Annotated in this window: 14 protein-coding genes, 11 tRNA genes and 1 riboswitch; of the genes, 9 read left to right on the top strand and 16 right to left on the bottom strand. The window is 43.7% G+C overall.

Annotation, left to right across the window (positions count from 1 at the left end; translation table 11 throughout):
* Positions 1 to 117 precede the first annotated feature (117 nt).
* The 6 genes from AABK40_RS02910 to AABK40_RS02885 all read left to right on the top strand — a co-directional run bounded on the left by AABK40_RS02910 (position 118) and on the right by AABK40_RS02885 (position 6,333).
* Entirely contained in the window at positions 118 to 2,166 is a 2,049-nt protein-coding gene (locus tag AABK40_RS02910; RefSeq protein WP_332922530.1) for an OmpA family protein, read from the top strand.
* Between the two features lie 540 nt (positions 2,167 to 2,706).
* Positions 2,707 to 3,984 (top strand): DEAD/DEAH box helicase, encoded by a 1,278-nt coding sequence (locus AABK40_RS02905; RefSeq protein ID WP_332922531.1) that lies wholly within the window; start codon positions 2,707 to 2,709, stop codon positions 3,982 to 3,984.
* 313 nt (positions 3,985 to 4,297) lie between these two features.
* Positions 4,298 to 4,585 (top strand): transposase, encoded by a 288-nt coding sequence (locus AABK40_RS02900; RefSeq protein ID WP_338396827.1) that lies wholly within the window; start codon positions 4,298 to 4,300, stop codon positions 4,583 to 4,585.
* Positions 4,576 to 5,481, top strand: a complete 906-nt coding sequence (locus tag AABK40_RS02895; RefSeq protein ID WP_338398059.1) for an IS3 family transposase — start codon at positions 4,576 to 4,578, stop codon at positions 5,479 to 5,481. Before AABK40_RS02900 ends, AABK40_RS02895 begins: the two co-directional genes overlap by 10 nt.
* Before the next feature lie 56 nt (positions 5,482 to 5,537).
* Positions 5,538 to 5,852: a TM2 domain-containing protein gene (locus AABK40_RS02890; protein ID WP_338397595.1), complete on the top strand. Its 315-nt coding sequence runs from the start codon at positions 5,538 to 5,540 to the stop codon at positions 5,850 to 5,852.
* 142 nt (positions 5,853 to 5,994) lie between these two features.
* Complete coding sequence (locus AABK40_RS02885; protein WP_332922533.1) at positions 5,995 to 6,333, top strand: TM2 domain-containing protein; 339 nt, start codon at positions 5,995 to 5,997, stop codon at positions 6,331 to 6,333.
* Between the two features lie 66 nt (positions 6,334 to 6,399).
* Here the strand turns inward: AABK40_RS02885 and AABK40_RS02880 are convergent, their stop codons facing one another.
* Positions 6,400 to 6,786 carry a hypothetical protein gene (locus AABK40_RS02880; protein ID WP_332922534.1) on the bottom strand — a complete coding sequence of 129 codons (387 nt, stop codon included), beginning with the start codon at positions 6,784 to 6,786 and terminating at the stop codon, positions 6,400 to 6,402.
* 150 nt (positions 6,787 to 6,936) lie between these two features.
* Positions 6,937 to 8,343: a 23S rRNA (uracil(1939)-C(5))-methyltransferase RlmD gene (gene rlmD / locus AABK40_RS02875; RefSeq protein ID WP_332922535.1), complete on the bottom strand. Its 1,407-nt coding sequence runs from the start codon at positions 8,341 to 8,343 to the stop codon at positions 6,937 to 6,939.
* Positions 8,344 to 8,537: 194 nt separating this feature from the next.
* On the opposite strand from rlmD, the gene AABK40_RS02870 reads away from it, so the two are divergent.
* A complete protein-coding gene (locus AABK40_RS02870) occupies positions 8,538 to 9,329 on the top strand; it encodes a class I SAM-dependent methyltransferase (RefSeq protein WP_338397594.1) in 792 nt (263 codons plus the stop codon).
* Between the two features lie 94 nt (positions 9,330 to 9,423).
* Positions 9,424 to 10,056 carry an acetyltransferase gene (locus AABK40_RS02865; RefSeq protein WP_338397593.1) on the top strand — a complete coding sequence of 211 codons (633 nt, stop codon included), beginning with the start codon at positions 9,424 to 9,426 and terminating at the stop codon, positions 10,054 to 10,056.
* Positions 10,057 to 10,142: 86 nt separating this feature from the next.
* Here the strand turns inward: AABK40_RS02865 and AABK40_RS02860 are convergent, their stop codons facing one another.
* The 14 genes from AABK40_RS02860 to AABK40_RS02795 form a co-directional block, all read right to left on the bottom strand.
* Complete coding sequence (locus AABK40_RS02860) at positions 10,143 to 11,489, bottom strand: InlB B-repeat-containing protein (RefSeq protein WP_338397592.1); 1,347 nt, start codon at positions 11,487 to 11,489, stop codon at positions 10,143 to 10,145.
* 17 nt (positions 11,490 to 11,506) lie between these two features.
* A complete protein-coding gene (locus tag AABK40_RS02855; RefSeq protein ID WP_338397591.1) occupies positions 11,507 to 12,784 on the bottom strand; it encodes an InlB B-repeat-containing protein in 1,278 nt (425 codons plus the stop codon).
* Between the two features lie 157 nt (positions 12,785 to 12,941).
* Positions 12,942 to 13,141: riboswitch (cobalamin riboswitch) on the bottom strand.
* A 252-nt stretch (positions 13,142 to 13,393) separates the two neighbouring features.
* Positions 13,394 to 13,467, bottom strand: a tRNA-Asp gene (locus AABK40_RS02850).
* Positions 13,468 to 13,491: 24 nt separating this feature from the next.
* Positions 13,492 to 13,567: transfer RNA gene (locus AABK40_RS02845), tRNA-His, on the bottom strand.
* A gap of 36 nt (positions 13,568 to 13,603) precedes the next feature.
* Positions 13,604 to 13,677 (bottom strand) — tRNA-Asp (locus AABK40_RS02840).
* Between the two features lie 24 nt (positions 13,678 to 13,701).
* Positions 13,702 to 13,777, bottom strand: a tRNA-His gene (locus AABK40_RS02835).
* An 84-nt stretch (positions 13,778 to 13,861) separates the two neighbouring features.
* Positions 13,862 to 13,935, bottom strand: a tRNA-Asp gene (locus AABK40_RS02830).
* 37 nt (positions 13,936 to 13,972) lie between these two features.
* A tRNA-Asp gene (locus AABK40_RS02825) sits at positions 13,973 to 14,046 on the bottom strand.
* 38 nt (positions 14,047 to 14,084) lie between these two features.
* A tRNA-His gene (locus tag AABK40_RS02820) sits at positions 14,085 to 14,160 on the bottom strand.
* A gap of 20 nt (positions 14,161 to 14,180) precedes the next feature.
* Positions 14,181 to 14,254 (bottom strand) — tRNA-Asp (locus AABK40_RS02815).
* A 31-nt stretch (positions 14,255 to 14,285) separates the two neighbouring features.
* A tRNA-Asp gene (locus AABK40_RS02810) sits at positions 14,286 to 14,359 on the bottom strand.
* A 44-nt stretch (positions 14,360 to 14,403) separates the two neighbouring features.
* Positions 14,404 to 14,477 (bottom strand) — tRNA-Asp (locus tag AABK40_RS02805).
* A 50-nt stretch (positions 14,478 to 14,527) separates the two neighbouring features.
* Positions 14,528 to 14,601, bottom strand: a tRNA-Asp gene (locus AABK40_RS02800).
* A gap of 189 nt (positions 14,602 to 14,790) precedes the next feature.
* Entirely contained in the window at positions 14,791 to 16,134 is a 1,344-nt protein-coding gene (locus tag AABK40_RS02795; protein ID WP_338397590.1) for a dihydroorotase, read from the bottom strand.
* An 89-nt stretch (positions 16,135 to 16,223) separates the two neighbouring features.
* On the opposite strand from AABK40_RS02795, the gene AABK40_RS02790 reads away from it, so the two are divergent.
* Positions 16,224 to 17,642, top strand: a complete 1,419-nt coding sequence (locus tag AABK40_RS02790; protein WP_332920778.1) for a DEAD/DEAH box helicase — start codon at positions 16,224 to 16,226, stop codon at positions 17,640 to 17,642.
* The last annotated feature ends 15 nt before the right edge of the window (positions 17,643 to 17,657 follow it).

The raw sequence follows: 17,657 nt of genomic DNA, 5'->3' as shown, positions 1-17,657 counted from the left end.
TGCAAAAGATGCAAAATTTATAAAGATGTTTAAATAATTAGACAAGGGATGTGCCAAAAGCATTATCTTGCAAAGTAGAGATGTTAATTGTATTTTTCACGTGCCAATATGCACTATATGAACGCAAATAATCAACAAACTGTCAGCCTTTCCCCTTCTGTCCTTCGTTGGGCACTATTTTTTATGTCAATTTTGCACCCTTTTTCGGAAGGCGTGGCACAAAAGCGACAAAAGAAATCTGCGATTGTTAGCGAACAACCTCAAAATTTTGATATAAATCAATTATTCTCCTTCCCGAATGTGAATAAAGTAAGATATTATTCCGATAAGTCCCAACTTAATCGATTAAGAAAGTTGGATAAGACAGGTAAAACTGAGCAATTGTACCCATTGTTATGGAAGTATGTCAGTAAATTTGGCATTGACAATTTCAGGAAAGATACTTACTGGCTTTGGAGGCTCGCTAACCTGACCGAAGAAAAAGGGGCTTTTCACGATGCCCAGCGCCTTTACAAGTTGGTCCTCAAGCACCATCATGGTGGGGTGGATTTCCAGAAGGTGCAATCAAAATATTACAAAATGGCAGGGCGATCGCCGAAGGATTATGTGCCACTGGACTACTATTATGACCTGATTTCCTTCCGCGAAAAATTAGACACCCTCCGTCCGCCGCAAGGCATTGACCTGAACATGGGATTCTATGTAAATTCCAATAAGTCAGATTATGGGCCAAGTATGTCGTGGGATAACCAGACCATGATTTTCACTTCACAACGTAATGCCGTACGCCGATCTTTTGACCCTGAGCCTAATGAAGATTTATTCATGATCCGCTCCCTTGGAGATGGTTACTGGGATGAAGCTGTGCCCGTCAAAAGCCTGAATACACCCGCCAATGAAGGCTCCCCCTTCCTGACCCGAGATGGTTCAAAAATATATTTTTCAAGATGTAATACGCCTCAAAGCTATGGCAACTGCGATTTGTTTGTAGCACATTTGCAGGCAGACAGCACGTGGGGGGAAATCAGTAATTTGGGGCAGAATGTCAATTCTGTCGCCTGGGAATCTCACCCAAGCCTAAGCCCTACGGAAGATACGCTCTATTTTGCCTCGGATCGTATAGGCGGATTCGGAATGTCCGATTTATATTATACCACCAAAAATAAAAACGGCCAGTGGAGTAAAGCCAAAAACCTCGGCCCGAACATCAACACAAGGGGCAGTGAAGTCAGCCCATTTATCCATCCTGAATACAATGTTCTTTATTATAGTTCAAGTGGGCAACTGATTAATTTTGGGGAATTCGATATTTATAAGGCATACCACCTGAAAAACAAACAATGGACCGAGCCCCAGAATATTGGGCCACTCGTCAATGGCCGTGGTTCAGAGTTCTACTTCACCATAGATAAAGAAGCCAAAAACCTGTACTATGCGAAATCCATCGAGAACAACATGAAAAATCTCGACCTCTATTCCTTTCCGCTGCCCATGGAAGCACAGCCCCTGGCCACAACCAAACTGAAAGGCCAGTTATTGGATTCGCTAAGCAACACGCCATTTAACGATGGTATTGTATCCATTATAGACCTCGACAAAGGCGTTGAAATTGCACCAAAATACCTCAGGGATGACGGTACCTATGAATTTGACCTGATCAACGAACGAAAATACCTGATGGTCATTCAGGGCGATGAATTTTTCAGGATAGAGAAGATTTTCACCCTGCAAGGTGATACCAATTTTACCGATGCTACACGGCCAATCTCCTCAAGAATGCAGTTTGAGTCGGTGGTGTTCGATAATAATTCCTTTGAGCTGAAATCTGCCATGTATTATGATTTGGATAAAATTGGCAACTTCCTGCTCGACAACCCTTCCTTCAAACTAAAAATTGCAGGACATACCGATACCAAAGGAAACAAACAGGCCAACATCGAGCTGTCACAAAAACGTGCCGATGCTATCAAAGACTATATTGAATACTTTGGCGGCATTAAAAGCGACCGTATCGAAGCGATAGGCTACGGCGCACAAAAGCCACTCGTTGAAGAAAAAACCGAAGCCGACCGCGTACTGAACCGTCGGGTGGAGTTTGAGATTTACAGGGACGCTTCCGCAGAAGACCATCGAAAGAATGATGAAAATGACCCCAGCAGGTGGTAATCTGTAAGAAGAATCAAGGATTTAAAAACTCTTGAAAATCAATTGCGTAATTCATTACAATTAGAAGGCAAATAACTCAATGAAGCCTGACTGCAATCCGACCAGTCAGGCTTTGTATTTTTTAAGCCAGCGCCACAAAAAAAGGCCCTTGGCATATCACCCCTGACCTTCTTTTTCCCTTTATTTTACTCTAATTAATAAAGGGCTCAAAGCCAAAAATTGTTTGAAACACCGACAAAAAGCACCTAAAAATCACTCAGGCACTCTTTTTATTCAAACTGATGACCATTTTTAATCCATCGAATACCACACCAATTACATTTCGTATTCAAAAGCATTCTATAATTTAATTCTAAATCACTACATTGCAAGTATTGTTCTTTCGTTTAAGATGAAAAACAAAGACAACATAGCAAGGACAACCCTTAGCTATTAAAAAACTGATGATTTGACAGTGTTCTGGTACAAAACACCAGAACCGTCCAGGGGGTCTTGAGATTTATCCCTATGGACCAATAAGAACTTATTAACCAATAGGATTTGAAATTTACAGACTTTAATCTGAATCCCAACATTGAAGACGCCATTCAGGCAATGGGATATCAAGATGCCACACCGATCCAGGAAGCGGCCATTCCTTTGGCCATCGAAGGAAAAGACCTTATTGCCTGTGCACAAACAGGAACAGGAAAAACTGCCGCCTATTTATTGCCTGTGATGCACCTACTTTTAGAAGGCGATGCACCCAAAAGTAATTCTGTGAGCTGTATCATTATTGCCCCTACCCGCGAATTGGCAATACAAATTGACCAGCAACTGGAGGGGATGAGCTATTTTGCTCCACTTAGTACTGTGGCCATTTATGGCGGAAGCGATGTGGGCAACTGGGAAAAACAGCGTAATGCCATTAAAAATGGTGCCGACATCATTGTTGCGACACCAGGCCGTTTGATTCAGCACTTTAACCAAGGCTATCTAAAAACAGATGACCTGAAATTTTTGGTGCTTGACGAAGCTGACCGTATGCTCGATATGGGCTTTCAGGAAGACATTAGCAATATTGTCAGTAAGCTACCTAAAGAACGCCAAACCTTGATGTTCTCGGCGACCATGCCACCAAAAATTCGTGGATTAGCGAAGAAAATCCTTCAGGATCCTGAGGAAATCACTTTTAAAGTTTCAACGACTGCCGAAGGTGTTTTACAGGGCGCGTATATGGCTTTTGACAATCAGAAGGCCAATATCCTTAAAGGTATTTTGGTGGGTAATGAAGAGAAATTACCTACGGTATTTGTTTTCTGTGGCACCAAAATTAAGGTAAAAGAACTGGCCAAAGACATGAAAAAATGGGGGCTTAAGGCCGAACCGTTTCAGTCTGACCTTGAACAACGTGAGCGTGAGCAAATCATGCAGGACTTCAAGAACAAGCAGTTCCAGGTTTTGGTAGCGACCGATATTGTTTCACGGGGTATTGATATTGATGATGTATCGATGGTGATCAATTATGATGTGCCTAACGACCCAGAAGATTACGTCCACCGTGTTGGACGTACAGCCCGTGCTGAACGTAAAGGATATGCCGTTACTTTGATCAACCCACGTGATTGCGGCAAATTCCGTCGTATCGAGGAACTGATCGAGAAGGAAGTCGTGAAAGTTCCATTGCCAGAAACTTACGGTGAACAACCTTCCTACTCTACTGAAAGAAGAGGAAACGGTGGCGGCCACCGAGGAGGCAACCGCAATGGTGGTGGCAACAAAGGAGGCAGCCGTAAGCCAAGAGGAAACTACAACAAACGCCCTCGAAAAGCAGAATAAACTTCTTTTTGAATACCCACTTAAAATCCAAAACAGTCCGCTGTTTTGGATTTTTTTGTTTCAACACCCCCCATTCGTATTGACATTTGAGTGAAATAAATTACTTTTAACCTTATTCTTTTTTTAATAGTAAATCTACCTTTATGTCAAAAGCATTATTAGCGACCATTGCAGGAGATGTTAGCCCTGAAGCATTAGTTCAATGCCAACATTTATCCGATGACGAAGCAGCACAGGTTTTAACCGTGTTCAATCTATAATTACCCCAACAATTCAGACAGCAAGTTAAAATAATATACTAACTTGTAAATCAATGAAAAGCAGAAGAAAATTTAGCCCCAAGTTTAAAGCCAAGGTAGCACTTGAAGCGATCAAAGAACAACAAAGCACAGCGGAACTTTGTCAGAAATATGAAATCAGTCCTGCACAGATTGGCCAATGGAAACAACTTTTTTTGGAGAATGCATCGAGTGTTTTTGAAAAAGGGAGTAAGGCTATCAAGCAGGAATCTGATCATGAAGGAGCGTTAAATAAATTATACTCTAAAATAGGACAACTTCAAGTTGAGAATGATTTTTTAAAAAAGGCCTCATCGAAGTAAAGAGCGTTACCGAAAGACAGGTGATGGTCGATGAGGAACATGCTGATTTAAGCATTAGACGTCAATGTGAGCTTCTCCAAATTTCTCGTTCGGGCTGGTATTACAAGCCAAAAGGGGAAAGTGAATTGAATCTTGAATTGATGCGTGTAATTGACAAAGAATACCTTGAGCATCCTTTTCGAGGGGTACCTTCTATGACTTCGTTTTTGATTAATGATTGCGGTTATCCGATCAATAAGAAGCGAATTGAACGTCTGTACAAAGTCATGGGGCTTCGTTCTCTTCTTCCTGGTCCGCACACTTCAAAACCTTCACCTGAAAATAAAATATACCCCTATTTACTTAGAAACCTTGAAATAACCCATTCAAATCAAGTTTGGGAGACGGATATCAGCTATGTTCCTATTGCAAAAGGGTTCATGTATCTGATGGCTGTGATTGATGTCCACTCTCGATATATTGTAGGCTGGTCACTCTCAAACACCATGTCAGCAGAGTGGTGCCGCAATACAATTCAAGAATGTATTAACAACCATGGCGCTCCTGAAATTGTCAATACAGACCAAGGGAGTCAATTTACGAGTGATCTCTTTACGGGCTATCTCTTAGGCCAAGGAGTAACTATTAGCATGGATGGAAAAGGTCGAGCAACCGACAATATTTACATTGAACGATTTTGGCGAACGGTCAAATATGAAGATATTTATTTGAATGAGTATCGCGATGGATTAAAGCTGCAGATAGGACTTATCGAATATATGAACTTTTACAATAACGAAAGAAGGCATAGCTCAATCGATGAGAAAAGGCCCTGCGATCTTTACCAATCCAAGCCGCACTCAACAACATCAGAAGCAAAAGTAAGCGCTTCCTTAGAATCAGTCAAGGGCGGGTAAATGCTCCTGCCGCAGGCGCAACACAGGAGCACCCTTGACAAGATTCACTGAAGCACTTGATAACTCGCTCAGATGTTTTGAGTTCAAGGGAAAATAATTTAAATAGCAGAGATGGCTGTCTGAAGATTGGGGGAAATTATAATCAAAACAAAAATTCTGTTGTGATGGGCTACCTTTTCTTGCTTATTATTTTTAGTGCGCATTATGCTTATAATGGAAAATGGGGAATGCAGATTCTATTTTGGCTTACTGCAGGTGGTCTCGGTGTTTGGTGGCTGATTGATATTTTCAGAATGAGCTCCATCATCAAAAAATATAATGACAAGCAACTGGCAAATGCCATTATATCGGTAAAGGCATATAGCCATTAAATTTCGGTCATGAAAAATCCCACACTCAGTAATCAACGTGGGATTATTATTTTAAGAACTATTTACACATGATAATGGATATTATCGGTATGATTCATGCTTATACTAAATCGAAGAACATTTAATTTAACTTACTACCGATATGTCAAAAGCATTATTAGCGACCATCGCAGGAGAAGTATCCCCCGGGGCACTGGCACACTGCCAACATTTATCCGACGAGCAAGCCACTCAGGTATTGACGATCTTTAATCAGACTAAAAATTCTGTTGTGATGGGCTACCTTTTCTTGCTCCTGATTTTTGGGGCGCACTACGCATACAATGGAAAGTGGGGAGTACAGATTATTTATTGGATCACCTTTGCGGGCTTTGGGATCTGGGGGTTGATTGATATTTTCAGAATGAGCTCCATCATCAAAAGCTACAACGATAAACAATTGGCCAAGGCAATCATTTCCGCAAGAGCACTTACGCATTAATTGTCCATAAAAAAAGTCCACACTCAGCAAAGAATGTGGACTTTTTTTCATCTCTTTAAATACGTTTTAAATCACCTCTTTTCCATCCTCTGGATAAGGGATAAAAACGAAATTGGTAAAGGCACCATCCATTACGAACAGACAACAGAACTCGTCAGGGTCTTTGAAAGTCGCCTTGAAAGCCTTTTCCTTCTCTCCTGCCTCAATCATCCCACGCTGAACAAACTCATCAAGATAAGTGATGTTGTAATTCCACGCCAGCGACAGCTCGCCCATTTTCAGGAACTGCTGACCAATGGGCATCCCCATTTTTGATACTGGGAAGATGGGATAATCAGAAAACCCCTTAGATTTAATCGCATAAGCCGCCTCTTTGAGCGTATCTGCCACTTTTACAAAGTCCTTGGTGATCTCTCCTAAGTATTTACCGTCTAATTCTGGATCGTTTTGCATGATCTATTTTGTTTTTTTGTCCACAGATTCCACAGATTATTTTTGCAGAAATATTGAATATGCGACAAGATTAAATCAATGTCTTTTTGGGGTCATAGTCAAGATCCTACAACCTATTTAAAGGACGTTGCATACAACGTCCCTACTGATTTATTTCAACTCCAAAGCCACCACATTCTCGATGTGATGTGTGTGAGGGAACATGTCCACTGGTTGAATTTTAGTCACTTTATACTTCACATCCAACAGGTCCAAATCGCGTGCCTGCGTTGCCGGGTTACAGCTTACATACACTATGCGTTTGGCTTCAAGTTTCAACAACATATCAATAACCTCCTTATCCATTCCTGCACGAGGCGGATCAGTTACAATAACATCTGGCGCAGCATGCTTGGCAATAAACTTGTCGTTAAGCACTTTTTTCATATCGCCAGCATAGAACAGGGTATTCTCTATATTATTGATCTCTGCATTGATCTTGGCATCCTCAATTGCCGCATCCACATACTCAATACCAATAACCTGTTTGGCTTTTTTAGCAATAAAGTTGGCAATAGTTCCTGTCCCTGTGTAAAGGTCATAAACCACTTCGTCCCCTTTAAGGTCAGCAAAATCACGCGTGATAGAATACAGCGTAAAGGCCTGCTCTGAGTTGGTTTGATAGAAAGACTTTGGCCCTACACGGTAAGTCAGGTCTTCCATGGTTTCTTCAATATATGGCTTACCATGATGAAGCACCAATTCCTGATCGAAGATCGTTTCGTTGCCTTTTTTATTCACCACATAAAACAAAGAAGTGATCTGTGGGAAAGTATCCTGAAGATGCTGCACCAATGGTAAAGTCCACTTTTGTTCATCGGTGAACACCTGTAAAATCACCATCACCTGCCCAGTAGTATTGGCCGTACGGATCGTTACGTTCCTCAGGTGCCCTTCCGCAAATTTCACATTGTAAAACGGAATTTCATTTGCAAGTGCAAACTCATGAATTGCAGTACGAATCTGATTTGAAGGGTCTGGCTGCAACCAGCATTTATTGACATGAATAATCTTGTCGAAACCACCAGGAACATGCAATCCCAAACCATTACGGTTGTGGGCTTCCTCCTGCGAAATTTCTTCTTTTGTCAGCCAACGGAAATTCGTGAAGGAATATTCCATCTTGTTGCGGTAAAATTCTGTTTTCTCAGAGCCCACCGCCTGAGGAATCTCAGGAATTTCAATCTTCGCCAAATGCTCCATGGTTTCACGAACCACCTGCGTTTTAAACTCCAACTGATGCTCATATTTCAGGTGTTGCCACTTACAGCCACCACACAAACCGAAATGCTCACAATGTGGCTCCTGACGCATATCCGAGAACTCATAAACCTGCTCGGGTGCTGCCTGAATAAATTTACGGCGTTGTTTTACCACGCGAACATCCATTAAATCGCCTGGTGCCGAATGCGATACAAAGATCACTTTGCCATCTTCTGCATAGCCCAAACAATTCCCCTCAGCGGCAAACTTCTCAATGCGAAGCCCCTTAATATCTTTAATTTTTTTTCTACCCATTTTTCTTGCTATCCTTCGCCCTGAACTGAACCAAAGCAATAATTTTTAACATGCAAAGATAAGCAATCGAAGCTCAACCTTTAATCTTTTAACTTCAAAAAAGTATCAACTGCACGGAAAAGCGCTTAAAATCTATTTCAAAAAATGGTACATTAGAAGGAATAACTGACTTAACCTTACCGAAAAGCGCTACAATGAAGGATTATATCAAAATAAACCAAAACCTGTGGAACAAGAAAACCCCTGCGCATATCGCTTCTGATTTTTATGACAATGAAGCATTCCTTGCGGGAAAAAACACCCTGAACGATATTGAACTGGCACTTTTCCCTGCCATGGAAGGGCTGAAAGTATTACACAGCCAATGCCACTTTGGGCAGGACAGCCTGAGCATGGCACGCATGGGCGCCGAAGTAACAGGCGTCGATTTCTCACAGGAAGCCATTGCCCAGGCCCGGAAAATGAATGATCTATTGAAACTGGAGGCACAATTCATTCAGGCCAATGTACTGGAGCTGGAGGCACATATTCCCCAAAATCATTTCGATATGGTCTTTACCTCTTACGGAACGGTTGGCTGGCTTGATGATATCCGCCTATGGGCAAAACAGATGAGTTATGCACTGAAGCCTGGTGGGCAGCTCATTTTTGTGGAATTTCACCCTGCAGTATGGATGTTCGACGACGCCATCGAAAAGCTCACTTACCCTTATTTGAATGCTGAGGTGATCATTGAGCAGGAAGAGGGAACTTATGCCGATACCAATGCCCAGATCCATGCGCAATCTTTTTGCTGGAATTACGGCCTTACAGAAGTACTTCAGGCATTGCTTGATGCTGGAATGCGCCTCGATTTCTGCCGGGAATATGACTATTCACCTTACAATTGTTTTCAGGGACTGATAAAAACCGACAAAGGCTATCAGTTTGAAAAACACCAGGGAATACTGCCGATGGTATATGCACTGAAGATGACAAAAAATTAAGCCCAAACAATTGACTTTCAATTTTGAGGACAAAATCTTAATTTGCGACCTGAAAGCAATCCCGCCTTGGTGGTGGGCAAAATTTAAATAAACGATGGAAAATCCAGTATTAATATTCGGCGCAAACGCAATTGGCAAAGCCGCCCTTGAAATTTTCAACAGCAATGGGGTGGAAGTTTATGGTTTCTTGGATGAAAACGAGGAGCTACACAACACCCAGATTGGCTTGGTGTCGGTTTTGGGATTTACAGATGATGAAGCCATGACACAGATGGTGGGAGAAAGCTGCAGTGCTTTTGTGGCTACGGATGAAAATCAGCTACGCAAAAGCCAGGTGGAAATGCTGAATGAAAGCCGCAAAGTACAACCAGCCAATGCCGTTCACCGCTCGGCGCTACTTTCAGAAAGCGCATCGATTGGTTATGGAAACATGGTCAATGCCAAAGTTTTCCTGGGTGCTCATGTTGAGGTTGGCAGCCATACCATTCTACATACGGGTGTAAATATAGATGCTGACTGCAAGGTAGGTGATTTCGCCCAAATTGGCACAGGCAGTAACATCAATGCCGGGGTAACCATTGAAGAAGAGGTCTTCATTGGCTCAGGCGTAACCATTGTTGCGGGGGTAACCATTGGAAAAGGTGCCCGTGTTGGTGCTGGATCTGTAGTAATTGCTGATGTAAAAGCAGGACAAACAGTATTCGGCAACCCTGCCGCTGCGATCTAATTTCCGCCGAACAACAACAACAACAACAACAAAGCCCTTGAGTATAATCATCACTCAAGGGCTTTTCTATTGGTGGAATGGTAAAATTACTCCTGCTCAAGCATCGATAAATCTGCGGCTTTTGTGATCTCTGGTGACAGTTCCCCAAGCCAGCCCGCAATCTCGGTGGTGGCGGTGTACACTTTCACAAAATCTACCTGAATGAGGGTAACCTTATTACCCATGGCATCTACGGCATTCGAAAGGTCAAAAACATCGGCACCTGCAAGCACAGAGCCTCGCTCCTGCTCATAGCCAGCATTGTCAGCATAACCCCAGTCAAATTTTGGACTCACATAAAAAGGATATTCACTGCCTGTGCCCTCATTCTGATCATAGGTTTTGGATTTCAGCAAAGTGCCTTTAAAAGTAACAGATCCTTCGGTATACATGGCAGGGAACATCGGCTGATCGTGGAACGGTTTAATGTCCGTAAAATCCCTTGTGCCTACTTTTTCCTGCCCATCAATAATTTCTTTATAAGGAATGATATGAGTGTCTTGCCCCGCCTCCGGACGGTAATAGGTAATTTCATAGTTGTGTGTCGTTTCTGGCAGATCGTAATCACTTCCTGCCAGTTCATACCACGGCTCATCGGCATCAGGCTGCCCGTTACCATTCAAATCCTGACAGACCATCACGATTCCTGGCTCACTGTTCCCTTCAAAAGAATTACCATAAATCGCCAAATCATTCCCCTCACGGTTCACAATTGGGTGGTCAAACTTAAAAGATACATTTCCGCCGAAAGTTCCCAGACTCACAAACTGATGGCTATCCCCCACAAGGTTCTCTTTGGCTGCCGCAAGTTCATCGTCGACTTTATTGATAAACTGCCCTGGTGCTGGTCTGAAGTCCAGCACTTCAGAAATCCATGGAGACTTGCCCGTCAAATCGATTTGCTCACGTGCCCAGTCTGCCACAAGCTGAAGGTCGGCAATAACAGGCGTAGAAAAATCAAAAAGCTCATCGTCGCTTTTCCACCCTTCAAAGGTATATCCATATTTTGCAGGTACGGGCGGCTCCGTCACAAAATCCCCTGCGTCAATAACCTGCGCTTCAATTTCCGCCGCCCCATCAGTATCGAAACTGACCGTATAAGTATTGCCTGTCCATTGTGCCGAAAGGGTAAGCGATTGGTGCACAGGCGCGGAAAAGTCGTACAGCTTGTTCCCCTCAAACCAGTTAATAAAGGTACTTCCTTCCTGCTCGGGATCTTCAGGTCGGGCAGCCAAATCGCCATCCTCTACCATTTGAGGGGCGATTTCCGTGCCTCCGTTGGCGTCAAAAGTAATCGTATGAAAAACGGGCTCTTCATTGATTTCCGAAGGGGTACAGCCCCAAAAGAGGGTCGCCAAAAATAAAGCGACGAATACATTACAAATTTTCATCATCAGTAAGTAATTAAAAATTATAGGTTGTTGAAGGTTTGATAGACTTGAGGGTTGCCATCTTTAAGCAGGGACTCGTAATGGCCATTTTGCTGAATGACATGTACAAATACATTGGTGCCCACTTTATCGGTCAGTTGTTGTAAAGCGGCTCCTGTTAATTCAGGAAGGCTGATTTGCTGAGAAGCCACCGTAATGGTGGTATGCCCTGCCGACGATTCCACCTGCTGAAGATTTCCACGAAGAACGGCATCAAAATACTCGATACCATAGCGGGTATCGCCCGTCCATCGGCTGCCATTATAGCCATCGGCACTGTTCTGCCCAAAGCCCAGCTGAGGACTGCTCATGTAGGTGTCTTTCACCAAATCGAACACATAAGTTTGATCGAAAGTAAAGCCATCACTTTCCCGAAGGGGAAAGGTAAACATCCCGAAATTGGAATGGCTGTACAGGTCTTTGGAACTGTTGCCCTGATCATCGACCAAGTAAGTTTCTGTGCCCCACGCCCAGCCATTCATCATTTTATGAATGCTCGCTTTCACTAAAATATGCTGATTTTGCACCATCCCCTCAAAGCTGGCTTTGGCAATGTCGTCATAAGTAACCGCCGTTTCACCGTCAGGAATACTCCACTGCGCATCAAGCTGAATATTTTCAGTAACTGATGCTGAAAAGTCATAGCTTTTACCATCACAGAACCAGCCTTCAAACACTTCATTTTCCTTTACAGGAGCCTCAGGTGCTTCCAGTTGATCACCTGCTTTTATCGTTTGCGGGGCAAGTTCGCTTCCTCCATTGGTATTGAACACCACCGTAAGCGCTTGCGCCCAATGTGCCTCAAGCTGAAGGTGATCGGTGATTGTTGCTGAAAAATCAAACAACTGACCATCGACATACCAGCCGTCAAAAAAGTAATTTTCCTTCACGGGTTCTTCAGGAGGGCTAAGGGTATTTCCGTGAGCAATCAGCTGATCTTCTACCGCCGTGCCTCCTTGTGCATCGAAACTGATTTCATACTGATTACCAGCATATTGGGCGATCAGTTTTAAATCCTGATGAATGGGTGTTGAGAAATCAAAAATTTTTGTTCCCACCGCCCAATGGGAAAAAGTAGCTCCTTCCTTTGCAGGATCGGCAGGTTGCTCCACCCTTCCGCCATCGGAAATTAGCTGTGGCGCAATCGGGTTGTTGGTTTGGGTGTCAAAAGTAATTTGATAGGTGGCCATCTGTTCTTCCGAAGTACATGCTGTAAACAGAAAAACAAAGACCAGTAAAAAGTAAGGTAACCTCTTCATTATAATGGTTTATGTAAATATGAAAAGCCAAACATTCGCTTGGCAAAAATTCAAAAAACATATGTAAACCTTTCAGCAAGAATGAACAGCGCGCTCCTACCCTAATGAAAAAGAGCGAAAAGACCACCATATTTTTTATGCTTAACTCCCGAAGCTTAAAAGTTTACAAATGATGGCAGGTCTCCTGACTTATGCCGTGATTGTCCGCCTTCCCATCTTTTCAGACAGTGGCAAGAGGTTATAACAACCACACGATTGGCATTTTACAGTTGCGGGTACAGTTCTGGATTTTCACCAGATTCCCTATTATCCGACCGTGAGGATATCACGATCAGCACCATGGTGTAAAGCTAAGAAAAATTTGATGAATTATAATAATCTAAATTCATGATTGATGTCATGTGGGTGGATAAGCACCCAATAGCAGGAGAAGCTAATAAACCATGATGACCATGACGACCTTAATTTTAAGGATGACCATGATTCTTCATTTTACTTAGAATATTGATTTGTGAGCGAGGTTTGGATAGACCTCCTCGAAAAAATCTGTGGACAAATATAAAAAAGTATAGACCCAAAAAAAGCCCAGAATTTCTTCTGAGCTTTCTGCGGTCTGGACGAGACTCGAACTCGCGACCTCCTGCGTGACAGGCAGGCATTCTAACCAACTGAACTACCAAACCAGTATTTTGAGAGTCTTCACTCTTGGGTGGAAGATCGGTCTCGAACCGACGACCTCTGGAACCACAAACCAGCGCTCTAACCAACTGAGCTACAACCACCATGTTGTTTCGTTTTTTGAAAGGCGAAACACCTTTGCGGTCTGGACGAGACTCGAACTCGCGACCTCCTGCGTGACAGGCAGGCATTCTAACCAACTGAACTACCAAACCAGTATTTTGAGAGCCTTCACTCTTGGGTGGAAGATCGGTCTCGAACCGACGACCTCTGGAACCACAAACCAGCGCTCTAACCAACTGAGCTACAACCACCATTTAATCTTTGACTGAAGGTTAATCAGCCATATCCTTATAGGTGCCCGTCACGACGCATAAAGCATGACACCTAAATATTGTGCGGTCTGGACGAGACTCGAACTCGCGACCTCCTGCGTGACAGGCAGGCATTCTAACCAACTGAACTACCAAACCAATATTCGGATTTATACAATAAATATGTATGATTTTGCGGTCTGGACGAGACTCGAACTCGCGACCTCCTGCGTGACAGGCAGGCATTCTAACCAACTGAACTACCAAACCAAAATCTTTGAAACTACTCAGGCTATTCCTGAATATTCGGGTGGAAGATCGGTCTCGAACCGACGACCTCTGGAACCACAAACCAGCGCTCTAACCAACTGAGCTACAACCACCATTTTACTTCACTTAAAGTGCGGTCTGGACGAGACTCGAACTCGCGACCTCCTGCGTGACAGGCAGGCATTCTAACCAACTGAACTACCAAACCATTAAGCTGAAGCCTTGTTTATTGAAATTTGCGGTCTGGACGAGACTCGAACTCGCGACCTCCTGCGTGACAGGCAGGCATTCTAACCAACTGAACTACCAAACCATTAAATATTATTCAGCGACATCTAAACTTGCGAACAAGTTTTGCGGTCTGGACGAGACTCGAACTCGCGACCTCCTGCGTGACAGGCAGGCATTCTAACCAACTGAACTACCAAACCAGATGGATGTGCTGAATAAAAAAGATCAATAAACATCGACGTTTAGCTTGCGGTCTGGACGAGACTCGAACTCGCGACCTCCTGCGTGACAGGCAGGCATTCTAACCAACTGAACTACCAAACCAAAGTTTAAAATAAACAGCCTATGCTTGAATGATCTAATTTAAATACAAAAATCAAAAACAAGAAATTAAATTTTTCCGAGAGACCTTTCATCTTTCGAATCCCTGCTGACAAGCGTTGTTGTCTTTTGGGATTGCAAAGGTGGTATCTTTTTTTGAAAACACAAAGATCTCCCGAAAAAAAAATCAAATTATCTTTCGAAACTCATGCGCTTTCCTTTCACGGATTCATCAAATGTTCCATCTTTAAAAGCCCAGTGGCCAGAAACGAATGTATGTTTAACCTTTGACTTAAAAGTTTGACCCTCAAAAGGCGACCATTTACATTTAGAAAGGACATTTGAGCGATCTACCGTCCATGGATCTTGTAAATCTACCAAAACCAAATCCGCAAAATAATTTTCGCGAATATAGCCTCTTTTCTCTATTTGGAAGAGAATAGACGGGTGGTGCGCGGTTTTTTCGGCAATTTTCTCCAAGGACATTTTCCCCTGATGGTACAGTTCAAGGAAGGTAACCAGCGCATGCTGCACCAATGGCCCACCTGATGGCGCTTTAAAGTAGGTATTGCTTTTTTCCTCTAAAGTATGCGGAGCGTGGTCTGTGGCCAGCACATCGATGGTATTATTGTTTACCGCCTCCAAAAGCGCCGCTCTGTCCGAAGCATCTTTCACCGCAGGGTTCCATTTGATCAGCGTTCCCTTTTTATCGTAATCTTCCTTGCTGAACCAGATATGATGGGCACATACCTCCGCCGTAATTCGTTTTTCCGCCAAAGGCTTATCGTTACTGAAAAGCTCAAGCTCCTTGGCCGTGGAAATATGTAAAATATGCAATCTGGTGTTGTGCTTCTTGGCCAAACGCACCGCCATCGACGAAGACTTATAGCAGGCCTCTGCTGAACGAATCTCCGGGTGGCAGGAGATCGGCACTTCTTCCCCATACTTTTCTTTATATGCAGCGGTATTGGCACGAATCGTCCCTTCGTCCTCGCAGTGGGTAGCGATCAGCATGGGCACCTTGGAGAACAGCCCCTCCAGGGTAACTTCATTATCCACCAGCATATTGCCCGTCGATGAACCCATGAAAGCCTTCACCCCACAAACTTTTTTCGGGTCCGTTTTCAAAACTTCTTCGAGGTTGTCGTTGGTCGCTCCAATATAAAAAGAGTAATTTGCCAAAGAAACCTGCTCAGCGCGGTCATATTTCTTTTGAAGTTCCTCCTGATTGGTCGTCTGTGGATTGGTATTCGGCATCTCCATATAAGAGGTAATGCCTCCTGCTACCGCAGCACGAGCCTCCGAGCCGATCTCTGCCTTATGGGTAAGTCCTGGCTCACGAAAGTGTACCTGATCGTCGATCATTCCAGGGAAAAGATGTAAACCCGTAGCATCGAGGTGCTCGTCATAGGATTCTTCAGAAAGGTTTTCGCCTACTTTAGCGATTTTTCCATCACGGATTAAAACATCAGCCTGAAAGATCTTGTCTTCATTGACTATATTTGCGTTTTGAATGAGAATTGAAGGAAGCTTCATCGGTTTTATATTGATATTAAATAAATCACAGGCTTAGACAAAAGGCCCTGCTTTTTGTTCCAAGACTAAAATACTGCACAAAGATACACATGGCAACAGAAATAAATAGTTTCGAGGAATTTAAACTCAACCGTCAGCTTTTAAATGCCATTGACGAGGCTGGATATACCGCACCCACGGAGATTCAGCAGGCGGCAATCCCCCTGACCACCGCAGGTCATGATGTGTTGGGCATTGCTCAGACCGGTACCGGAAAAACTGCTGCCTTTGTTTTACCGCTTTTGATGAAAATCAAATATGCACAGGGCGACGACCCCCGCGCGGTTATCTTGGCACCCACAAGAGAGCTCGCCATGCAGATTGATGAAAACATCTCCCTGCTGGCAAAATATACCGACATCCGCCATGTGGCACTTTATGGGGGTACCGGGCCGAAGAAACAAAAAGAAGCCTGTGAAGCTGGTGTTGACATTATCGTCGCCACCCCAGGCCGCTTTATGGACATCTATCTTTCCGGGGCCTTTATCACCAAGCAGATCAAGACCATGATTATGGATGAAGCGGATAAAATGATGGACATGGGCTTTATGCCTCAGATCCGGAAAATCCTGGAGATCATCCCCCGAAAACGCCAAAATCTACTCTTCTCCGCCACTTTCCCAGATAAGGTAGAAGAACTGACCCACGACTTTTTGGAGTTCCCTGAGCGAGTGGAAATCGCACCTCAGGCCACCACGGTGGATACTGTTGAACAGATTGCCTATAACGTGCCGAATTTCCGTACAAAAATCGAATTGCTGGGGCACTTTCTGAAAGATGAGGAAACTTTTAAGCGGGTCATTGTTTTCGCTAACACCCGCGCCACTGCCGACAATATTTTCAAATTTATTGAGCGCAAGGTTAAAGGTACCGTTCGGGTGATTCATGCCAATAAAGGACAAAACAGCCGAACCAATGCCATGGAGGAGTTCAAGGCAGGAGAGGTTCGCCTGCTGGTAACTACGGATGTATCCTCCCGCGGCATTGATGTTTCGATGGTCAGTCATGTATTTAACTTTGACATTCCACCAATTTACGAAGACTATGTTCACCGCATTGGCCGGACAGGCCGTGCTAAGGCCGTAGGTAATTCCATCACCTTCATAAACCCTGCAGAAGCGTACCACTTCAAAAAAATTGAAGCACTGATCCGCATGGAGGTACCCCTTGCTGAAATTCCTGCGGAGGTGACCATTCACCCCACTCCAAAGCCGGAACAACAGGAATACCTCCGAACCATTGATGAACAGAAAAAGAAAGAGGACCCCAATTTTAAAGGTGCTTTCCACGAAAAAAAATATGTGATAAAAGCCCGCGAGGAGAAAAAGAAAAAACGTGCCGCAGGAGGCCCGCAAAACTTTGCCCCCTCAAGAGGCAAGGCCAATCCGAACAAAAGCCGCAGTAAAAGCCGGGGCGGAAGTTCTTCCTCGAGCAAAAAAGGAGGAATGAAAAACCGAGGAAAAAGATAAATTTAATGATAAGAA

The sequence above is a fragment of the Persicobacter psychrovividus genome (assembly GCF_036492425.1).
Classification (GTDB): domain Bacteria; phylum Bacteroidota; class Bacteroidia; order Cytophagales; family Cyclobacteriaceae; genus Persicobacter; species Persicobacter psychrovividus.
Note: the sequence above shows the minus strand (reverse complement) of the source record. Positions and strands in the feature narration are given on the sequence as shown.